The sequence below is a fragment of the Paenibacillus sp. P2(2022) genome (genome assembly GCF_029522175.1).
In the GTDB taxonomy this organism is placed as follows: domain Bacteria; phylum Bacillota; class Bacilli; order Paenibacillales; family Paenibacillaceae; genus Paenibacillus; species Paenibacillus polymyxa.
Map to the genome: position 1 here is coordinate 336612 of NZ_JAKWFI010000005.1, position 18848 is coordinate 355459.

Consider the following 18848-nt stretch of genomic DNA (forward strand, 5'->3'; position numbering starts at 1 on the left):
ACAGGAGTGATTAGAATGATCGACGAACAACGAACGGTACGCAAGGATACGCGTTCCAAAGCAGCCTTTGATGAGGCAAAACAATATATTCCGGGTGGCGTAAACAGTCCGGTTCGAGCTTTTAAATCCGTGGGTATAACACCGGTATATATTGATCGTGGGGAAGGATCACGTGTATATGATATCGACGGTCAATCCTATATAGACTATGTATGTTCGTGGGGACCGCTTATTATGGGTCATGCGCACCCTGAAGTGGTTAAAGCCTTACAGGCTGCTGTTGTAAAAGGAACCAGCTTCGGAGCCCCAACGCTTGCGGAAACGGAAATGGCCAAGCTCGTATGTGAGCGTGTTCCTTCTATGGACATTGTTCGAATGGTCAACTCGGGAACCGAGGCAACAATGAGTGCGATCCGACTCGCGCGTGGATTTACGAAACGCAGTAAAATCCTTAAATTTGAAGGTTCTTATCACGGTCATGCAGACAGCTTGCTGATTAAAGCGGGCTCTGGTGTTGCGACCCTAGGTCTACCTGATAGTCCGGGTGTACCTGAAGTCGTGGCCACACATACAATCACTGTCCCTTATAATGATTTGGCGTCGGTGAAGCTGGCTTTTGAGAAATTTGGCGAAGAGATTGCTGCGATTATTGTCGAGCCAGTAGCCGGCAATATGGGTGTTGTACCGCCACAGCCTGGATTTTTGGAAGGTTTGCGTGAGGTAACCCGACAGTACGGAAGTCTGCTGATTTTTGATGAAGTGATGACTGGATTCCGGGTAGGACTTCATTCTGCTCAAGGGCGCTTTGGTGTGACGCCGGATCTTACGTGTCTGGGCAAAGTGATTGGTGGTGGCCTACCTGTAGGTGCATATGGCGGCCGTCGCGACATTCTAGAGCAAATTGCACCATCTGGCCCGATCTATCAAGCGGGTACGCTGAGCGGAAATCCGCTGGCTATGGCAGCAGGTTATTCGACGCTAAAATTGCTGACACCGGAAGTATATGATCGTCTGGAAGAGCGGGCAGCACGGCTTCAAGCCGGATTCGAACGTAACGCGCGAGAGCTGGGGATTCCTGTCACGATTAACCGTGTCGGTTCTATGGTGTGTCCGTTCTTCACAGACGAGAAGGTTGTCAATTTTGACACTGCTAAAACGAGTAATCAGGACCACTTCCGCCGTTACTTTACTGAAATGGTCAATGAGGGTGTTAGTGTAGCTCCATCTCAATTTGAGGGCATGTTCGTATCAGGTGTGCATACCGTTGAGGATATTGATGCGACCATTGAAGCGAACTATCGCGCGCTCAAACGTCTATGAGTTGGAAAGGCAGCTGGAAAAGAAGAGGACCGTGGCTGGAAGTCACACCAGGGCCAGAAATTGCAACTGATGAAAATCGCGCTGAAGCTGTGGATCGCTGGTTGTTGAATCGTCTGGGATTACCGGACAAGCTGTGGCGCAGGCTACGGCATGAAAAAGGGATTGAACTTACAGGGGACCGGCTGCGGCTGGCCCTTTTTCCTGTAGTGGACCTCGACGTCATCCCACGTTGGTATGATTTGAAGATACTATACGAGGATGATTTTTGCTTGGTTGTACACAAACCAGCGGGGATGGCGGTCCATCCAGACGGTGGTGTAAAGGATGGTCCGCTAACATTGGATCATGCTGTCGCATCCTATTATGAAATCAACGACATTCATACAGCAGTACGGCATGTACATCGTCTGGATGTGGACACGACAGGCCCGGTGCTATATGCCAAAAATGAATTTGCGTTGCTCAAGCTGGACGAACAAATGCGAGCTAAGGACATCGGTCGTCGTTATGTAGCTTTGGTACGAGGGAAAGTACCTCCATCGCTGCGGACGTTGGATTGGCCGATTGGCAAGGATAGGCATCATAAACAGCGCCGCCGTGTATCCCCAACTGGACAGAAGGCGGTTACCCATGTGGAAGTTGGCGAAGTATGGGGGAGTGGTTCGGCTGCGGTCAGTCTCGTGTATCTGACGCTGGAGACAGGTCGGACGCACCAGATACGCGTACATCTTAGTCATGCTGGCTATCCTTTACTTGGGGACGTATTATACGGCGGTCGTGCTACTGATTTTGGCAGACAGGCCCTTCACGGAGAGCGGCTCACCTTCTGTCATCCGCTGAGCGGCGAAACGATTATCGTCGAGGATGCTTGGCCGGATGATTTTCAAAAGCTGCACAAACAACTATAAAAGATGGCATGCCTTCTATTTTGGCGCATATACTTGAACCTAGAAACGGTTTGCAATATGGAGTTTCCGTGCGCCTGACACGAGTCAGAGGATGTGCGGAGGCTGCCCAAAGGAGGATGCCATCCTTGAATAAACAACAGAATGATCAGCCGCAAGGCTTGCGTTTTGATATCTATGAACGCATTCATTTGACGGAGGAAGCTGCCGGGATTGCCGAGTTGGAGGAAATTGAGCTTCTGCCACGCATTCAGGTTGTAACCCACGGCGACCATGCCGCTTTGCGAGGGCATTTGCTGCTGGAGGGCGTGTACCGCACACCTGAACAGATCACGAGCGAGCTTCATCATTTGATCCCTGTGGAAATTACCATTCCGCTTAACCGGGTAGGAAGATTGGAAGATATCTCCGTGGAGATTGAAAATTTTGATGTGGACCTGCTCTCTTTACGTAGTCTAAACATTACAGGGGTGCTTTCTTTGCATGGGGTGGAAAGCTCGCATGCAGAGGAGACGGCGGTTTGGCTGGATGAGGAATTTACTGTGGTGCATGCACCTGAACATCCGGCTCCATCTCTTTACGGCGCTGGAGAGCATCGTCACGAAGAGGCTTATTCTACCCAAGACTCGGTATACAACAACATTTCAGACCCGGAAACTTCATACAAAGTACCAGCACAACAAGAGTCAGCTTACTGGGAACAGTCGTCAGAGGATCAAGGGGAACAGAAGCCATCATTGGAGCATCAAGCTTATGATCCGATAGTAGATCCGAACCGATATTATGAGCCGTGGACGGGAAAAGTAGTTGAAGACAGCTCTTCCGAAGTTAAGCATGAGCAGGAGGCGTCGGAAGTGTGGGCATTTCAGCAAGAGGAAGCAGGGACGGAAGGGAACGAGCCCAAAGTATCCTCTGCATCTCCTAATGTAGCATACGACCCTTTGCTGTCGGAGCCTCATTCTGCCACAGAGTCAGAGATTTATCTGGAGCCGCAATTGGAAACAAGTCAGGGGAATGACTTTGACTTCAGGCCTGAAGCGTCGGAACAGGTAAACCATGAAGTTCAGGATACCTTTACTGAGGAAAAGCCAGAGATGCGCGTGGCGCTTAACAGTAAAAAGGATGAAGGAGCAGACGAGCCGGACCCGGTTGTCTACTCATCATTGCTTCAATCCAGCCGTTCGGTGAAGGAAGCCGAACACCAGCAGCAACTGGAACATGAACCGCAAGGTCAGGATCAGAAAGCCGAGGAAGAGCGTGAGGATGCCAAGTGGAAAAATCTTTTTTTCCATACACAGGATGAAACGCCTTTCCGCAAGGTGCGGTTATGCATTGTACAGCGCGAGGATACACTGGAAACGATAGCAGACCGTTATCAGCTCAGCACACGGGAGCTTCAATTGTATAATAGATTGGCAGAGCATCATGTAGAAGAAGGGCAGGTATTGTACATCCCTTGATTCGGTTGCTGAAACATGCGACGAAGTGCTGACTATCGTCAATGAGAAATGGGTGTTGACTATAGTCAATGGGAAATGTATGATGTGGTATAGTTATTGAAAGACTGAGATCGGGAAGAGTAGGCAGCAAGCCCTTCAGAGAGTGGAATTGCAGCGCTGTGAGGTTCCGCAGGAAGCTACTGGCCGAAGTCACCCGGGAGTCGCCTGTTTGAACGGTTCCTCATTTCATTCCTTCGGAAGGTAAGAGGTTCACGGTAGAATAAGGCCGGTCCGCAACCGTTATCTGCATAAAGTGTCACACCATGTGTAATGGATCAGTGGATACATACACTAGGGGTGAAACAAAGGTGGTACCGCGAGAGAACAGCCTTTCGTCCTTTGAGGATGAAGGGCTTTTTTATTTGCCAATTGAAAATCATGGAGGTATCCTGATATGTCAGAACAAGACAACAAGACAACCTTGGAAATGCCAACAACGTACGATCCCAAATCAGCAGAACAAAAATGGTACAAAACGTGGATGGAGAAGGGCTATTTCCGCGCCGGGCAACATCCAGAGGCAGAGCCTTTTACTATCGTTATTCCACCACCGAATGTTACGGGTATGTTGCATATTGGACATGCTCTTGACTTTACTTTGCAGGATATTATTATCCGCGCCAAGCGGATGCAGGGTTATGATGCCTTGTGGCTGCCAGGGGCAGACCATGCAGGTATTGCTACTCAAACAAAAGTAGAGCAGAAGCTACGTGAAGAAGGTTTGACTCGCTATGATTTGGGCCGTGAGAAGTTTTTGGAGAAAGTGTGGGAGTGGAAAGATCTTTATCTGGACAATATCCACAATCAATGGGAGAAAATGGGTTTTTCTCTCGATTATTCTCGTGAACGTTTTACATTGGATGAGGGACTGTCCAAAGCGGTACGCGAAGTATTCGTTAAACTGTACAAAAAGGGTCTGATTTATCGCGGTAAACGCATCATAAATTGGGACCCCGCTGCACGTACCGCATTGTCGGATATTGAGGTGGAATACAAAGAGGTGAACGGAAATCTGTATCACCTGCAATACCCTCTGAAAGACGGTAGCGGATTTATTACTGTAGCCACTACACGCCCTGAAACGATGCTGGGCGATACGGCTGTAGCTGTACATCCAGAAGATGAACGCTATAAGCAAATGATCGGCAAAACGCTTGTGCTTCCAATCATCGGGCGTGAAATTCCGGTCATTGCGGATGACTATGTAGATAAAGATTTCGGTAGCGGCGCGGTTAAAATCACACCGGCTCACGATCCGAATGACTTTGAAATGGGTCAACGTCACCAGTTGCCTCAAATTACGGTGATGGACGAGACGGGAACGATGAATGCTGAAGCAGGCAAATATCAGGGACTGGATCGCAGCGATTGCCGTAAGCAAATCGTCGCTGATTTGAAAGAGCAGGGTGTACTGATTCGTATTGAAGAGCATGTACACCAAGTAGGTCATAGTGAGCGTTCTGGCGTAGTTGTAGAACCTTATCTGTCGACGCAATGGTTCGTGGAAATGAAGCCTCTGGCAGCTAAGGCGATTGAAGCACAGAAGGCTGGCAACGGTGTAAACTTTGTACCGGATCGCTTTGAGCGTACTTATCTGCATTGGATTGAAAATGTGCGGGATTGGTGTATTTCCCGTCAATTATGGTGGGGACACCGTATTCCGGCTTGGTATGATGAGGAAACCGGAGAAGTTATTGTATCGGCGGAGGACCCTACCACTTTGCCTGAATATGCCGGTAGAAAACTCAAACAGGATGAGGATGTACTCGATACTTGGTTCAGCTCTGCTTTGTGGCCGTTTTCGACCCTAGGTTGGCCTGAGCAGACAGAGGATCTCAAACGCTATTATCCGACAAATGTTCTGGTGACAGGCTATGACATTATTTATTTCTGGGTATCGCGTATGATCTTTACCGCGCTGGAGTTCACGGAAGAGATTCCGTTCAAGGATGTACTTATGCACGGTTTGGTTCGTGACGCGGACGGAAGAAAAATGTCCAAATCCCTGGGCAATGGTGTTGATCCGCTCGACGTGATCGACCAATATGGTACCGATGCAATGCGTTATATGATCTCCACCAGCAGCACACCTGGACAAGATCTTCGTTTCCGCTGGGAACGTGTGGAGCAGGCGCGTAACTTTGCCAATAAAATCTGGAATGCATCACGCTTTGCGCTGATGAATCTGGAAGGCGTCACTGCGGCAGATATAGACATTACTGGTGACTTGAGCACCGTTGACCGTTGGATTCTGCACCGTCTAAACGAAACTTCACGCGACATCACGCGTCTAATAGATGCTTATGAATTTGGCGAGACAGGCCGCCTTCTGTATAACTTTATTTGGGATGATTTGTGCGACTGGTACATTGAGTTTGCGAAGCTTTCCCTATATGGCGATAATGCAGAGGCGAAAAAGAAAACACAATCGGTACTTGCATACGTTTTGGATCGGACACTGCGCATGATTCATCCGTTCATGCCGTTTATCTCCGAGGAAATATGGCAGCACCTTCCGCATGAGGGAGAAACGATCACACTGGCCGCTTGGCCTGCTTACGATCCTGCTTTCGAGGATAAGGACGCGGTCGCTGAAATGAATTTGCTGATCGACGTGATTCGCGCTGTGCGCAATATCCGCGCTGAAGTCAACGTGCCGATGAGTAAAAAAATTGAATTGCTCATAAAACCCGGCGATCAAGCCGTTCTTGATATCATTAACCGCAATGGAGAGTATGTACGTCGATTCTGTAACACGTCTGAATTCGACGCAGGCTTAGAGTTCACCGCTCCAGATAAAGCCATGACATCTATTGTTAGCGGCGCAGAGCTATACCTGCCGTTAGCCGGACTGCTAGATATTGCCCAGGAAATTAGCAGACTTGAAAAAGAACTTCAGCATTTGAACAGTGAAGTGGAGCGCGTGGAGAAAAAACTCTCCAACCAAGGCTTTGTGGCGAAGGCACCAGCCAAAGTCATCGAGGAAGAGAAGGCCAAGCAAGCCGATTACTCAGATAAGCGCGCTAAAGTTATCGCACGTATTGAAGAACTCAAGGGATAATTTCACTCACAATAAAATGACCTGAAGGTGAAGAGGATGTCAGATACGATCAGGGGCGGCGACATAGCCCCTTTACAAAGTTATGATGAAGCAGTGGAATGGATTAATGGGTTGATTCCGTTTGGCATTAGACCCGGACTGGAGCGAATCGAACAGCTGATGAGTAGGCTGGGTGATCCGCAACGACATCTGAAATTTATTCATATTGCAGGAACCAACGGTAAGGGCTCGACTTGTGCCTTTCTAACCTCTGTGCTTCTGAAATGTGGATACGATGTTGGGACCTTTACTTCTCCGTACATCACCCGATTTACGAACCGTTTTCAATTCAACGGGACCGATATTCCAGATGAAACGCTGGTTTCACTGGCCAATCGCTTGTATCCGTTGGTGAAAGAAATCGCAGATAGTGAGTTGGGATCACCTACGATGTTTGAGGTGTCCACAGCGTTGGCTATTTTGTACTATGCTACGGTAGCTTTTCCAGATGTTGTGGTATGGGAGACAGGCCTCGGGGGAAGGATGGATGTAACTAATATCGTGAGTCCTATCGTTTCGGTCATTACGAATGTCGGCTATGACCATACGGACATTTTGGGAGATACACTGGAACAGATTGCAAGAGAAAAGGCTGGGATCATCAAGCCGGGTGTACCTGTCGTCAGTTGTGTTTCCCAGCCCGAGGCTATTCAGGTCATACGTGAAACGGCGGCCAAGCAAGGAGCTACCTTGTACCTGGCAGGAGAACAATTTACGTATGAACGGTTAAACGGGAATGAAACAGGTCAGACCTTTTCATTCGCCGGACCCTTCCGACATATGGAAATCGACATCACGTTGTTAGGTGAGCATCAATGTTCTAATGCGGCAGGAGCTCTGATGGCACTTGAAGTCCTACGTCAGTATATGGCTTTTGTGTTGGATGATGAGGATCTGCTGGAGGGATTTAGGCAAGCTGCCTGGGCAGGGCGTCTCGAACAAGTCAGTACCTCGCCGAGAATTGTCCTTGATGGGGCTCATAATCCAGAAGGGGCGCAAACGCTGGCCAAGAGTCTCCCACAAGTGTATTCGTACAAAAAATTGGTTTTAATGATGGGGATGCTATCAAACAAGCATCATGAGGCATACTTGCAGCATATACTGCCACTAGTGGATACGCTTATCCTGACCGAGCCCGATTTTCGCCGCAAAATGAATGCCGCTGATTTGGCTCATCTCGTGGAGAAGCTGCGGCCGTCTTATGCCAAAACGGATTTAAAAATTATTGTAGAAGGTGACTGGAAAAAGGCTTTAAACCTGCTTCAGTCACATACGGAAGCGGAAGATCTGGGGGTGGTGTCCGGCACGCTGTATCTTATTGCGGATGTACGGGCTACCCTTATGTATCAAACCGATTCGGAAAAAGGTTGGTGAAATTTGTTGATTACTTCGGAACATGTTCATTTTATCGGTATCGGCGGCTACGGGATGAGCGCGATTGCTCGGGTCATGCTGGAGATGGGATATACCGTGACTGGCTCAGATGTGGCATCACAGGAGCTGACAGAAAAACTGGCGGCAAAAGGCGCAAAAATATATATTGGACACACGCCTGAACATATTGCGGGCGCAGATATCGTCGTCTATTCAACAGCATTGTCACGTGACAATGTAGAGCGGGTGGCAGCAGAAGAATTGAATATTCCAACACTGCACCGTTCGCAGATGCTGGCTCGCTTGCTTAACGAACGTAAGGGTATAGCGGTTGCGGGTGCGCACGGGAAAACGACAACCTCTTCTATGATCGCTCTGGTTATGGAGAGATGTAACGTTGACCCAACGTATATTATCGGCGGCGAAATCACGAATTTGGGGACGAACGCCAAAGCGGGGAAAAGCGAGTTTGTCGTTGCCGAGGCGGATGAGAGCGATGGTTCTTTCCTACAATATCATCCTTGGCAGGGGATCGTAACCAATATTGAAGCAGATCATTTGGAAAATTACGATGGGGACTTCAATCGCCTGAAAAGTGCTTACGTGCAATTCTTGAGCCAAATTCGGCCGGATGGAGCAGCTATTGTATGCGCAGATGATCAGAACATCCGAGAGATGCTGCCTCAGCTCCAAACTCGGGTCATTACTTATGGGGTAGAGCATGAAGCGGATTACATGGCGACAGATATCCAACTAGGTGACCGCCGATTAAGCTTTACGATGAGCCGTAAGGGAACAGCACTCGGAACGATTGAATTGTCTGTACCTGGTAAACATAACATGTATAATGCGATGGCTACCGTGATTTCATGTCTGGAAGCAGGGATTCCATTTGATCAAATTGCTGCAACTATTGTGGAATTTCATGGAGCGAAACGTCGTTTTCAAGTGCTAGGTGAAGGCAATGACATTTTGATTATTGATGATTATGCGCATCACCCAACAGAGATTGAGGCTACGATCAGTGCAGCGAGAGCAACTGGCAAGCGTATTATTGCCGTGTTCCAGCCACAACGCTACAGTCGTACCTTTTTCCTGCTGGATGCGTTCAGCCGTGCGTTTAGCGAGGCTGGTGAAGTGATCATTACCGATATTTATTCACCAGCGGGAGAAAAACAGATTGAAGGTGTGCATTCTTCCAAACTGGTGGATTTAATCGTCCAAAACAGCAATGCGAATGCAATCTATTTACCAACCAAAGAAGCTGTGATCGAAGAGCTGAAAGATCGGTTACAACCAGGCGATCTTGTGCTGACAATGGGAGCAGGAGATATCTGGAAAGCTGGCGACGCGTTAGCACGCCATCTTCGCGGGCAACAAGTGTAATACTCATGAACATGGGCTGTTACGCCAATGTATTATAGCTTTGAAGGGTATTCCGAACACGAAGGTGTTTCGGGATACCCTTTTTTTGTAAAGCCGAGGCATATTCTCTCAGCTTGACTCATACAACAGACTATGAGGAAGTATGGGACAAGGAGGGAGTGCATCCATGAACAAGGCCAAGATGACATTCCGGTTCGATCAACAGTTGCCGGAAACAAGCCGGGAGGATAAACTACAGGTGCTTCCGAACCAAAATGAGTCATTTACGAACGGACAGCGTGACCCGATTAGAGATACGGAGTTATATCACGATGATGAGCTTTATCAAACGGATAACCAGCGTAAAGGAATGGAACGGACTAGCAGTATGGAGAAACATACTCGAACTACACAACATTCAGAGCTCGGTAAGCCTGTGGAGACGAACAAACGCACTGCAACTCGGCGCTTTACTCCAACATTGAGGGTACAAGAGGGATGGGACGACCCTTTTGGTCGTTCGGCAGCTTCCTGGTCAGATGCGGACATTCTACCGGAAAGTCCGGAAGAGGACGATGTTGAGGTTGAGGAAACCTATTATTCCGGTCAAGAGTATAGAAAGCGTCCACCTCACCCTTCCAGATGGAGATTAATCGGTTCTGTAGCCAGCGCGTTGGTGACGGGAGGCATGTTCGGATATATTTTGTTGTTACTGTTTAACGGAGGCGGTATGGTCCCGGGATCTGATCCTTCTGCTGATGAGGCTGTGCCTGTTTTTAAAGAATCTGTTGATGTCGATAACACGTATGCAAAAGAGAATGCTGCCCCTGTCGCCGTCGTAGCAACTCAAGTGCCTCCACAAACCTATTATTTGCTGCAATATGGGGTTTTCAGCACTCCAGAGCGGGCTTTACAGGCAAAGGAAGAACTGTTGAAGGCAGGCATTGCAGCAGGAGGGGATAGCGAGGATCAAAACCGGGTATATGCAGGAATATCGTCGGATAGGGAGCAAGCCAAGTTGCTCAGTAATCAATTGAAGACACAAGGAGTGGAATTGTATGTCCGCGAGCTCGAATTACCTGGATTCGAAAAAGCGGCTTACGGAGGTAATGGTGATAAACTGACTACCTTTTTTCAGTTAAGCAACTCATTAGTGGGGAAGCTGAGCGGGCTTTCCTCAACTTTGCTCAGAGAAGAAGGCTCAAATACGGTGTCAGCCTCCGACATGAGCGAGCTGAACGACCTGCATCAGCAGTGGACACAAAATGTCGCTGCACTTCCCACTGGTCTTCCGAAGGAAGCGGCTGCCACCGCAACCTCGCTTGAAAAGGCGATGAACAGCGCAGTCTCTGCACTTGGAGAATATAACAAGAATACAGCCAAGGAACACATTTGGGAGATTCAGTCCTCCATGATGGAATATGTTTTGCGTGAGAAGGAATTTATTCAATTCATAAAACAGTAGACTAACCATACTTTCCGGCAAGGAACTGGAAATAGTTCCCCATGCCGGATTTCTGTTTGTATTGCAGTACAAATCACCGTATAATAATGAAGGTGTCAAAAAATGGCGAGGGAAGATCAGGATGAAAAAAAATGTAGGAATGCTTATACTGTTTTTGTTGCTCGGTTGGCTTTTGGGTGCCTGGATTGCTAAGGCCCTTCAATCGGTCAAAGTCCTTTCCTTTCTGACCCACCCCACTACGATATCCTGGTCGCCGAGAGCGGATCTGGATATTATCAGCTACAACATAACGATAAATTTTGAATTGAGCCTGCTTAGTCTGATCGGCATCATCGCCGCATTCTGGCTGTACCGCAGGCTCTAACTGATGAAAAGGAGCTTCCCTTATGGACGGGAAAATTACGCCCCGCATTATTCTGGCATCGACTTCACCAAGAAGGAAGGAATTACTCGCATATTTGAGACTCCCCTTTGAGGTGGTGCCGAGTCATGCGGATGAAAGCACGCCTGAGAGCTGGACGCCTCAGCAAATCGTGGAGACCCTTGCGGCCCGCAAAGCCGAAGCGGTCGTGCGCACTGCCGCACAGTCCCAGGAAGCTGGATTGGTGATTGGCAGTGATACGATTGTCGTGCTGGAGGATTCGGTATTGGGCAAGCCTGTCGACCATGCGGACGCGGTTCGCATGTTGACTGCATTGCAGGGAAGAACACACCGTGTGTACACCGGGGTAGCCTGCATACATACCGGAACCGGCAAGATGCTTGTTAGACATCGCCAAACGGATGTCACAATGAAGCCTTTGAGCCAAGAACAAATTGTGGCATACGTAAATACTGGTGAACCGTCTGACAAAGCAGGATCGTATGGCATTCAAGGCATGGGTGCTACGTTGGTGGAATCTATTCAGGGTTGTTATTTTAACGTCGTAGGATTGCCGCTTTCTTTGCTGTCGGACATGCTGTCCGATTTTGGAGTAAATGTGCTGCGTCCATAAAAGGGGATAAACATATGCTGGAGTCGCCAATACTGATGCTTCGCGACCTCCCCCATGAAGAACGACCAAGAGAGCGCATGATGACATATGGGGCGGATGCCTTGAGCAACGCGGAGTTGCTAGCAATACTACTGCGTACAGGAACACAAAGAGAATCATCTGTGCATTTAGCGCAGCGTATTTTGCAGCAGGCAGGGAATCTGCGTCAACTGGTGGATATGAGTCTGAGCGAGTTGACCCAGATTAAGGGTATTGGAAATGCTAAAGCGATACAGCTAAAAGCGGGTATCGAACTCGGGCGTCGATTGGCATTGTCACGCCACTTGGAGACCCCGGTGATTAGTTGCCCGCGGGATGTGGCAGATCTGCTGTTCGAGCAGCTTCGTTATTTGCAGAAAGAGCATTTTGTTTGCCTGTTTCTAAATACCAAAAACCATGTCATTGCTCAGGAAACGCTATCTATGGGCAGCCTGAATTCCGCCATCGTGCATCCTCGTGAAGTATTCCGGGCTGCAATCAAGTGCAGCAGTGCTTCGATTATTTGCGCTCATAACCATCCGAGCGGTGATCCGAAGCCAAGCCCGGAAGATATCCAGTTGACCCGCCGCTTGATGGAAGCGGGCAACATCGTGGGTATCGACGTGCTTGATCATATTGTGATCGGGGACGGGACCTTTGTAAGTTTGAAGGAACAAGGTCTGATATAATATAATATTTAAATCAAACATTTAAACACGACCGGATAAACCGGCCTGAATAAACCGTTTATACAGGGATAACAGATTTCAGGGAAGAGAAAAGGAGATTAACATCATGCTGGGTGGCTTTACAAAAGATTTGGGAATTGACTTGGGGACGGCAAACACGCTTGTATACGTAAGAGGTAAGGGAATCGTGGTTCGTGAACCATCTGTAGTCGCATTGCGTACAGATACAAAAACCATTGAGGCTGTTGGGGAATCTGCGAAAAAAATGATCGGCCGCACACCGGGAAATATCCGTGCAATTCGTCCAATGAAGGATGGAGTCATTGCCGATTTTGATACGACTGCAACGATGATTAAATATTTCATCCGTCAGGCGCAAGCACAACGTTCATTGTTTCCGCGCCATCCGAACGTGATGGTTTGCGTGCCTTCGGGCATTACTGCAGTGGAACAGCGTGCTGTTGAAGATGCGACCAAGCAAGCAGGCGCAAGAGAGGCGTACACGATTGAAGAGCCGTTTGCAGCGGCAATTGGCGCTGATCTGCCGGTATGGGAGCCTACGGGCAGTATGGTTGTCGATATCGGTGGAGGTACAACCGAAGTTGCGGTCATTTCCTTGGGAGGGATCGTAACAAGTCGTTCTGTACGAGTGGCTGGCGATGAAATGGACGAGTCTATTATTCAATACGTGAAACGTCAATACAACCTGATGATTGGTGAACGGACTTCTGAGCAGTTGAAAATGGAAGTTGGTTCAGCAATGCCATTAGAGCAAGTGGAAACATCGGAAATCCGCGGACGCGATCTGGTTACAGGCTTGCCGAAGACAATTACGATTACCTCCGATGAAATTAGCGAAGCATTGTCAGACACCGTGAATGCGATCGTGGACGCAGTCAAAGTAACATTGGAAAAATGCCCTCCCGAGCTGGCGGCGGACATCATGGATAGAGGAATTGTACTGACTGGTGGTGGAGCACTACTGCGCAACCTGGATAAGCTGTTGGCAGGTGAGACCGGAATGCCGGTGATCGTAGCGGAAAATCCTCTGGATTGTGTGGCAATCGGTACGGGTAGAGCACTGGAAAATATCCATTTGTTCAAATCGCGCAGCAGTTCTGCCGTCCGTTCCAAACGTTGAATCGGGGGTGTAGGAACTGTTTAAGCTGTTTGGCAATAAAAGACTATTTGTTCTATTGATCGGAATCGTTCTGTTTATTGCCCTTATGGGGATTACACTTGGACAGAGAAATTCCTTAACCTGGCCCGAGAAGTTCGCCAGAGATTCAATTGGCTTTGTGCAAGGTATCTTTTACAGGCCCGCTTCAGCAATAGCGGGCTTCTTTGAAGATATCGGCAATATGCGTAGTATTTACGAAGAAAATGAGCGGTTAAAAATAGCCGTGGCTAAGCTAACTCGTGACCAGATTCAGACTCATAATTATGTTGAGACAAATGCCAGATTGCAGAATGAACTGAAGTTCACCCAAACGCAAAAGGCGAAAAATAATTATGATTATCGTGTTGCTCAAGTGAACAGTGTTAGCAATGATTCCAAAACGCTCGTGATTGATATTGGTGAGAAGGATGGAGCCAAGGTTGGTCAGGAAGTCAGTTCACTTGAAGGATTTGTTGGAGTCATTAGCCGCACGGGGAATTTTACGTCTACCGTTACGCTGTTGACTACATTGGATCCTAAAAATCCGAATTCTTATGCTATTGCAGCGACAGTCTTGGGTAAGGAAAATCAATCGTTTGGTATGATTGAAAGCTATGATCCGGGTACGAACAGATTTCAAATGACTCGCATTGAAGAAAAAGATCCAATCGCAAAGGGTGATCAGATTATTACGTCTGGTGCAGGCGGGAAGTTCCGCAAAAACCTAATGATTGGAACGGTGGAGAAAATTCAGGTTGGAGAGTTCGGCAAAACACGGACAGCGATTATTAAACCGGCAGCCAGCTTTGTGGATTGGAAAGAACTGCTCGTCCTCTACACTCCTGAGGTACCGGAATAATGAAGATGCGCGGTCAGGTTTTGATACTGCTGCTGTTTGTCTTGTTTATAGCTGAAGGAACGATTCTTCCGTGGCTTCTCCCGGATAGTTGGCATTCAAGAATGGTCCCAAATTTTGTGTATGTCGTAATTTTGTTTGTATCTGTGTATTACAGCCGTCATACAGCGTTGGTGCTAGGTATTGTTTTTGGACTTATTCATGACGTAGTGTACTACGGGTTTATCATTGGCCCTTATTCTTTTGCAATGGGATTGTCTGCATACTTATTAGGGCTTGTGTTTACAGCTAGACGTGCACCGATGCCCATTATGATGGCGGCCGTGTTGATTGGTAGTTTCCTGCTGGATTCTATGCTCTTTGCCATTGATCAGCTGTTCCAGCTGAATCATCAGACTTTCAATTGGGCACTTGCTCAGTATATGATTCCTGATTTATTTATCCATTTTCTGTTCGCCCTCATCATTTATGTCCCTGTTCGCAAGCAATTACAGCGTTTGGGTACCCGTGTGAAAAAGGAAGAGACTGTCTAGGTCTTTTTACACACATTTTGTCCGGGTTAGCAGGGATTTGACGTCCCGGGGACGAAATGATTGAGATAGGAGGGACAGGCTAATGGCGGTGAAATCGAATCATGTCACGATTAAAGGCATCAAAGATGGCCTGGTATTCCTGCTGGACGATCAATGCGAATTTGAGGATTTGCTGGGTGAGCTGCGTTTTAAGCTGGAGCACAGTCATCAAAATATTTTAACAGGCCCGATCATTCATGTGGATATTAAGCTGGGAAGTCGGGAAGTAACGGAGGAGCAGAAGGAAAGTATTCTGGAGATTTTAAAGCGGAAGGGTAATCTGCTCATCAGGTCTGTAGAATCACCCGGATTGCCTGCGGTAGTGCAGGGCAAGCCCCCCATTCACACGGTGACAGGGATTATCCGCTCAGGACAAGTGCTTCATCACGATGGAAACTTACTCTTTTTGGGAGATGTTAACCCGGGTGGAATTATAACTTGTACTGGTGATATTTATGTCCTTGGCGCTCTGCGGGGCATGGCGCATGCAGGGATGGAGGGAAATAGTGAAGCGATTATCGCGGCCTCCTATTTTGCACCAACACAGCTGCGAATTTCCGAAATGATCAGCCGTCCACCAGATGAATGGGAGACGCGTGAATCCGGCATGGAATTTGCGTATCTCAAGGATGGCGCTATGCAAATAGATAAAATGAGCAATATTGTGCGTCTGGGCCGCGATTTTAACGTGTTCAAAGGGGTGTAGCACATGGGAGAGGCTATCGTCGTCACTTCAGGAAAAGGCGGCGTCGGCAAAACGACGACGTCAGCCAATATAGGAACAGCGCTTGCACTGCTCGGCAAAAAGGTGTGTTTGGTGGATACGGATATCGGTTTGCGTAATCTAGACGTTGTGATGGGTCTGGAAAACCGGATTATTTATGACCTTGTTGATGTAGCGGAAGGTCGTTGCCGTCTGAATCAGGCACTGGTTAAGGACAAGCGTTTTGAGGAGTTGTATATGTTGCCAGCTGCTCAAACCAAGGACAAGAGTGCTGTTACGCCGGAGCAGGTCAAGGATATTATTTTAGAGCTTAAGAAGGATTTTGAATATATATTGATCGACTGCCCTGCGGGTATTGAGCAAGGCTTTAAAAATGCCATTGCCGGTGCGGATCAGGCCATTGTTGTAACTACTCCAGAAAATGCTGCTGTACGCGATGCAGATCGGGTCATTGGTTTACTGGAAAGTTCACATGTGATATCACCTAAATTAGTGGTTAACCGCATTCGCAATAGTATGGTTAAATCCGGAGATATGTTAGATATTGATGGGATTCTACAAGTGCTTAGCATAGACCTTATTGGGATTGTACCGGATGATGAAATGGTAATTAAAGCAGCAAATACAGGAGAGCCTACTGTTATGAATCCGGATGCACAGGCAGCGATTGCCTATCGGAACATTGCGAGACGAATCTTGGGCGATACTGTGCCTCTTATGCAGCTGGACCAGAAGAAGAGCGTGATGACACGCTTTAAGAAATTTTTTGGTATGGGTGGATAAGGAAATCAGGAAGATTTCTAAGGTAAGTGTTACAGTAGCGTTCATTGTAATACTCGACACTTAAATAAGTGGCAACTTATTTAAGTGTTTTTGGTTTGCTTTTTTAATTTCTATGATAATGGTTCGTAAATTTAGGTCATTACATAAATGTTATAAATACAAAACATATCCGGTGCGCTAGCGCCGGTTTTTTTGATTTTTTAGGGTATGTATTTCCCACCCGGACAACATAAGTTGAAGCCCGTCCTCATAAGATGTAATAAACTTACCTCGCTGAGGGGGCTGAATAAGATGGACAAAAATTCCGGAATCAAGCAGCGCAGAAAAGAACGTATACAGCAGCTAATCGAGGGAAACAAAGCGGAGGCGTATTCCTCAGGCATAGATCAGAACAGGTACGGGTACAGAGAAATGAAATCGATGCCTGTAGTCAGTGCCAACTCGCCCAGAGACCCAGAAACCGAGTGGAAAAATGATCGACAACGTTGGCAGCAATCTTTTGGGGCAAATCGTGGTCCGTCTTTTTGGAGTTCCTTTTGGCGCAGAACTGTCATAGCAACAGTGTTATTTGGAGTGGTATGGGGCTTATTTCGCTGGGATATTCCCTATGCAGTAAATTTGAGAATGTTTGTCGCGGATGCCTTGAATAAGGACATGGATTTTGTAGCCGCCGGACAATGGTATAAAACTTATTTTGACGGAGCTCCTTCCTTTTTACCGATTTTTGGCGAGGAGCATGAAACGAACCAGGTAGACGCTAGTCGAAAGGGCTCTCCACCGATTGAAGGCAATATAACACAGCCGTTTGTACTGAGCCTTAAAGGGGTAGAAATTACGCCGAATGTTACCGATAACGGGGCAATCGCTGTTAAAAGTATAGATGCAGGACGTGTATTAGACGTATTAAACCATCCCAAAAGCGGGATTTCGGTTACAGTTCGTCACACTGGGGGCATCACAGCAACTTACGGAAGGCTTTCACGCTCTACCTTAAAAGTGAACGATTGGGTTCAGGAGGGTGAAGAGATCGGTGTATTGCCAGCAAGTCACAGCGGTAGCGAGGTGGCAACTTTATTTTTGGCAATTCAAAGAGGGGATCAATACATTGACCCGTCGGAAGTGGTAGCCCTTGATTAATGTCCGAGGGGTGACCCTATCACTGCATCCACTGTTTGTACTAGTTATGCTGACCTCTGTATTAACTGGACATTTTATCGAGATCATGACTTTATTTACACTGGTGTTTATACATGAACTAGGTCATGCGACAGCTGCTTCGTTGCTGGGAGCGCGCTTACTTTCCATACAGATGTTACCCTTTGGAGGAGTGGCTGTCATTGAAGATCAGGGGAAGCTCAATGCGTGGAAGGAGATTGTCATTGCCCTAGCGGGCCCCCTGCAAAACGGAATCATGATCATCATTCTTTTGTGGCTTAGGCATGTGAGTGGGTTGGAGCATGATTATGTAAATTATATAATTCAAGGGAATGCTGTTATTGCATTGTTTAATTTGTTGCCCATTTTACCGCTCGATGGTGGGAAAATATTACAGTCACTGATTAGCTTATTCTTTTCTTATCATCGCACATTAGTATGGACTTTTAGAGCCAGTATCGTAACCAGTCTGCTGTTTTGCCTGTATGGTATTTCGCCGTTATTAAGGCAAGATGAGCCTTTACATTTAAATCTGCTGGCGGTAGGGATTTTTTTGCTTTATTCTAATATTGTGGATTATCGGAATATCCCTTACCGTTTTATACGTTTTTTGCTGGGGAGGGACGAGCTTTTTTACCGCGAAGCGGCTAAAGGAAGCATTGCTTTACCTATTGTATCCCTGCCAGTGAAACATTTGGAGCCTGTTTTGCGTCTTTTCAGAAGAGATCGATATCATATGGTTTACGTTATGAATGAACAGGGACGGATTGTAGCTGTATTGCCGGAGCAACGACTTATACGCTCTTATTTTGCGGCACGCCCGCCAAATGGTGGAGAATCCAAGCCCAAATAATGTTTTATGAATTGAG

General features: G+C 47.4%; 17 protein-coding genes. All 17 read left to right on the forward strand.

What is annotated here, in order from left to right:
- Nucleotides 1-15: 15 nt before the first annotated feature.
- Entirely contained in the window at nt 16-1320 is a 1305-nt protein-coding gene (gene hemL, locus MMB75_RS18510) for a glutamate-1-semialdehyde 2,1-aminomutase (protein ID WP_025365649.1), read from the forward strand.
- Nucleotides 1317-2228 carry an RluA family pseudouridine synthase gene (locus MMB75_RS18515; RefSeq protein ID WP_045244834.1) on the forward strand — a complete coding sequence of 304 codons (912 nt, stop codon included), beginning with the start codon at nt 1317-1319 and terminating at the stop codon, nt 2226-2228. Before hemL ends, MMB75_RS18515 begins: the two co-directional genes overlap by 4 nt.
- Before the next feature lie 125 nt (nt 2229-2353).
- On the forward strand, nt 2354-3685 hold the full coding sequence (locus tag MMB75_RS18520; RefSeq protein WP_045244833.1) for a LysM peptidoglycan-binding domain-containing protein: 1332 nt from the start codon (nt 2354-2356) through the stop codon (nt 3683-3685).
- Between the two features lie 433 nt (nt 3686-4118).
- Nucleotides 4119-6785: a valine--tRNA ligase gene (locus MMB75_RS18525; RefSeq protein WP_017427418.1), complete on the forward strand. Its 2667-nt coding sequence runs from the start codon at nt 4119-4121 to the stop codon at nt 6783-6785.
- A 36-nt stretch (nt 6786-6821) separates the two neighbouring features.
- Entirely contained in the window at nt 6822-8198 is a 1377-nt protein-coding gene (locus MMB75_RS18530; protein ID WP_016818421.1) for a bifunctional folylpolyglutamate synthase/dihydrofolate synthase, read from the forward strand.
- A gap of 6 nt (nt 8199-8204) precedes the next feature.
- On the forward strand, nt 8205-9584 hold the full coding sequence (gene murC, locus MMB75_RS18535; protein WP_038978209.1) for a UDP-N-acetylmuramate--L-alanine ligase: 1380 nt from the start codon (nt 8205-8207) through the stop codon (nt 9582-9584).
- A 166-nt stretch (nt 9585-9750) separates the two neighbouring features.
- Nucleotides 9751-11028: an SPOR domain-containing protein gene (locus tag MMB75_RS18540; protein ID WP_277509625.1), complete on the forward strand. Its 1278-nt coding sequence runs from the start codon at nt 9751-9753 to the stop codon at nt 11026-11028.
- Nucleotides 11029-11149: 121 nt separating this feature from the next.
- Nucleotides 11150-11392 carry a DUF4321 domain-containing protein gene (locus MMB75_RS18545; protein ID WP_013372674.1) on the forward strand — a complete coding sequence of 81 codons (243 nt, stop codon included), beginning with the start codon at nt 11150-11152 and terminating at the stop codon, nt 11390-11392.
- 22 nt (nt 11393-11414) lie between these two features.
- Nucleotides 11415-12023 carry a Maf family protein gene (locus MMB75_RS18550; protein WP_045244832.1) on the forward strand — a complete coding sequence of 203 codons (609 nt, stop codon included), beginning with the start codon at nt 11415-11417 and terminating at the stop codon, nt 12021-12023.
- A gap of 14 nt (nt 12024-12037) precedes the next feature.
- Nucleotides 12038-12730 carry a RadC family protein gene (gene radC / locus MMB75_RS18555; RefSeq protein WP_017427420.1) on the forward strand — a complete coding sequence of 231 codons (693 nt, stop codon included), beginning with the start codon at nt 12038-12040 and terminating at the stop codon, nt 12728-12730.
- 106 nt (nt 12731-12836) lie between these two features.
- Nucleotides 12837-13871: a rod shape-determining protein gene (locus MMB75_RS18560; RefSeq protein WP_013311600.1), complete on the forward strand. Its 1035-nt coding sequence runs from the start codon at nt 12837-12839 to the stop codon at nt 13869-13871.
- Between the two features lie 55 nt (nt 13872-13926).
- Nucleotides 13927-14748 (forward strand): rod shape-determining protein MreC, encoded by an 822-nt coding sequence (gene mreC, locus MMB75_RS18565; protein ID WP_017427421.1) that lies wholly within the window; start codon nt 13927-13929, stop codon nt 14746-14748.
- Nucleotides 14748-15278, forward strand: a complete 531-nt coding sequence (gene mreD, locus MMB75_RS18570; protein WP_013372670.1) for a rod shape-determining protein MreD — start codon at nt 14748-14750, stop codon at nt 15276-15278. Before mreC ends, mreD begins: the two co-directional genes overlap by 1 nt.
- Nucleotides 15279-15360: 82 nt before the next feature.
- Nucleotides 15361-16023 carry a septum site-determining protein MinC gene (gene minC, locus MMB75_RS18575; RefSeq protein ID WP_019688409.1) on the forward strand — a complete coding sequence of 221 codons (663 nt, stop codon included), beginning with the start codon at nt 15361-15363 and terminating at the stop codon, nt 16021-16023.
- A 3-nt stretch (nt 16024-16026) separates the two neighbouring features.
- Complete coding sequence (gene minD, locus MMB75_RS18580; protein WP_013372668.1) at nt 16027-16824, forward strand: septum site-determining protein MinD; 798 nt, start codon at nt 16027-16029, stop codon at nt 16822-16824.
- 291 nt (nt 16825-17115) lie between these two features.
- Nucleotides 17116-17961, forward strand: coding sequence for a peptidoglycan DD-metalloendopeptidase family protein (locus tag MMB75_RS18585; RefSeq protein ID WP_016818429.1), 846 nt, complete (start codon nt 17116-17118; stop codon nt 17959-17961).
- The gene (locus MMB75_RS18590; protein WP_016818430.1) at nt 17954-18832 is read left to right on the forward strand and encodes a M50 family metallopeptidase; all 879 of its coding nucleotides are present in this window, start codon (nt 17954-17956) and stop codon (nt 18830-18832) included. The genes MMB75_RS18585 and MMB75_RS18590 overlap by 8 nt, the downstream gene beginning before the upstream one ends.
- The last annotated feature ends 16 nt before the right edge of the window (nt 18833-18848 follow it).

Coding starts and splice junctions, on each gene's coding strand:
- hemL (WP_025365649.1), top strand. CDS start 16: ATGATCGACGAACAACGAACGGTACGCAAGGATACGCGTTCCAAAGCA.
- MMB75_RS18515 (WP_045244834.1), top strand. CDS start 1,317: ATGAGTTGGAAAGGCAGCTGGAAAAGAAGAGGACCGTGGCTGGAAGTC.
- MMB75_RS18525 (WP_017427418.1), top strand. CDS start 4,119: ATGTCAGAACAAGACAACAAGACAACCTTGGAAATGCCAACAACGTAC.
- MMB75_RS18530 (WP_016818421.1), top strand. CDS start 6,822: ATGTCAGATACGATCAGGGGCGGCGACATAGCCCCTTTACAAAGTTAT.
- MMB75_RS18540 (WP_277509625.1), top strand. CDS start 9,751: ATGAACAAGGCCAAGATGACATTCCGGTTCGATCAACAGTTGCCGGAA.
- MMB75_RS18545 (WP_013372674.1), top strand. CDS start 11,150: ATGAAAAAAAATGTAGGAATGCTTATACTGTTTTTGTTGCTCGGTTGG.
- MMB75_RS18550 (WP_045244832.1), top strand. CDS start 11,415: ATGGACGGGAAAATTACGCCCCGCATTATTCTGGCATCGACTTCACCA.
- radC (WP_017427420.1), top strand. CDS start 12,038: ATGCTGGAGTCGCCAATACTGATGCTTCGCGACCTCCCCCATGAAGAA.
- MMB75_RS18560 (WP_013311600.1), top strand. CDS start 12,837: ATGCTGGGTGGCTTTACAAAAGATTTGGGAATTGACTTGGGGACGGCA.
- mreD (WP_013372670.1), top strand. CDS start 14,748: ATGAAGATGCGCGGTCAGGTTTTGATACTGCTGCTGTTTGTCTTGTTT.
- minC (WP_019688409.1), top strand. CDS start 15,361: ATGGCGGTGAAATCGAATCATGTCACGATTAAAGGCATCAAAGATGGC.
- minD (WP_013372668.1), top strand. CDS start 16,027: ATGGGAGAGGCTATCGTCGTCACTTCAGGAAAAGGCGGCGTCGGCAAA.
- MMB75_RS18585 (WP_016818429.1), top strand. CDS start 17,116: ATGGACAAAAATTCCGGAATCAAGCAGCGCAGAAAAGAACGTATACAG.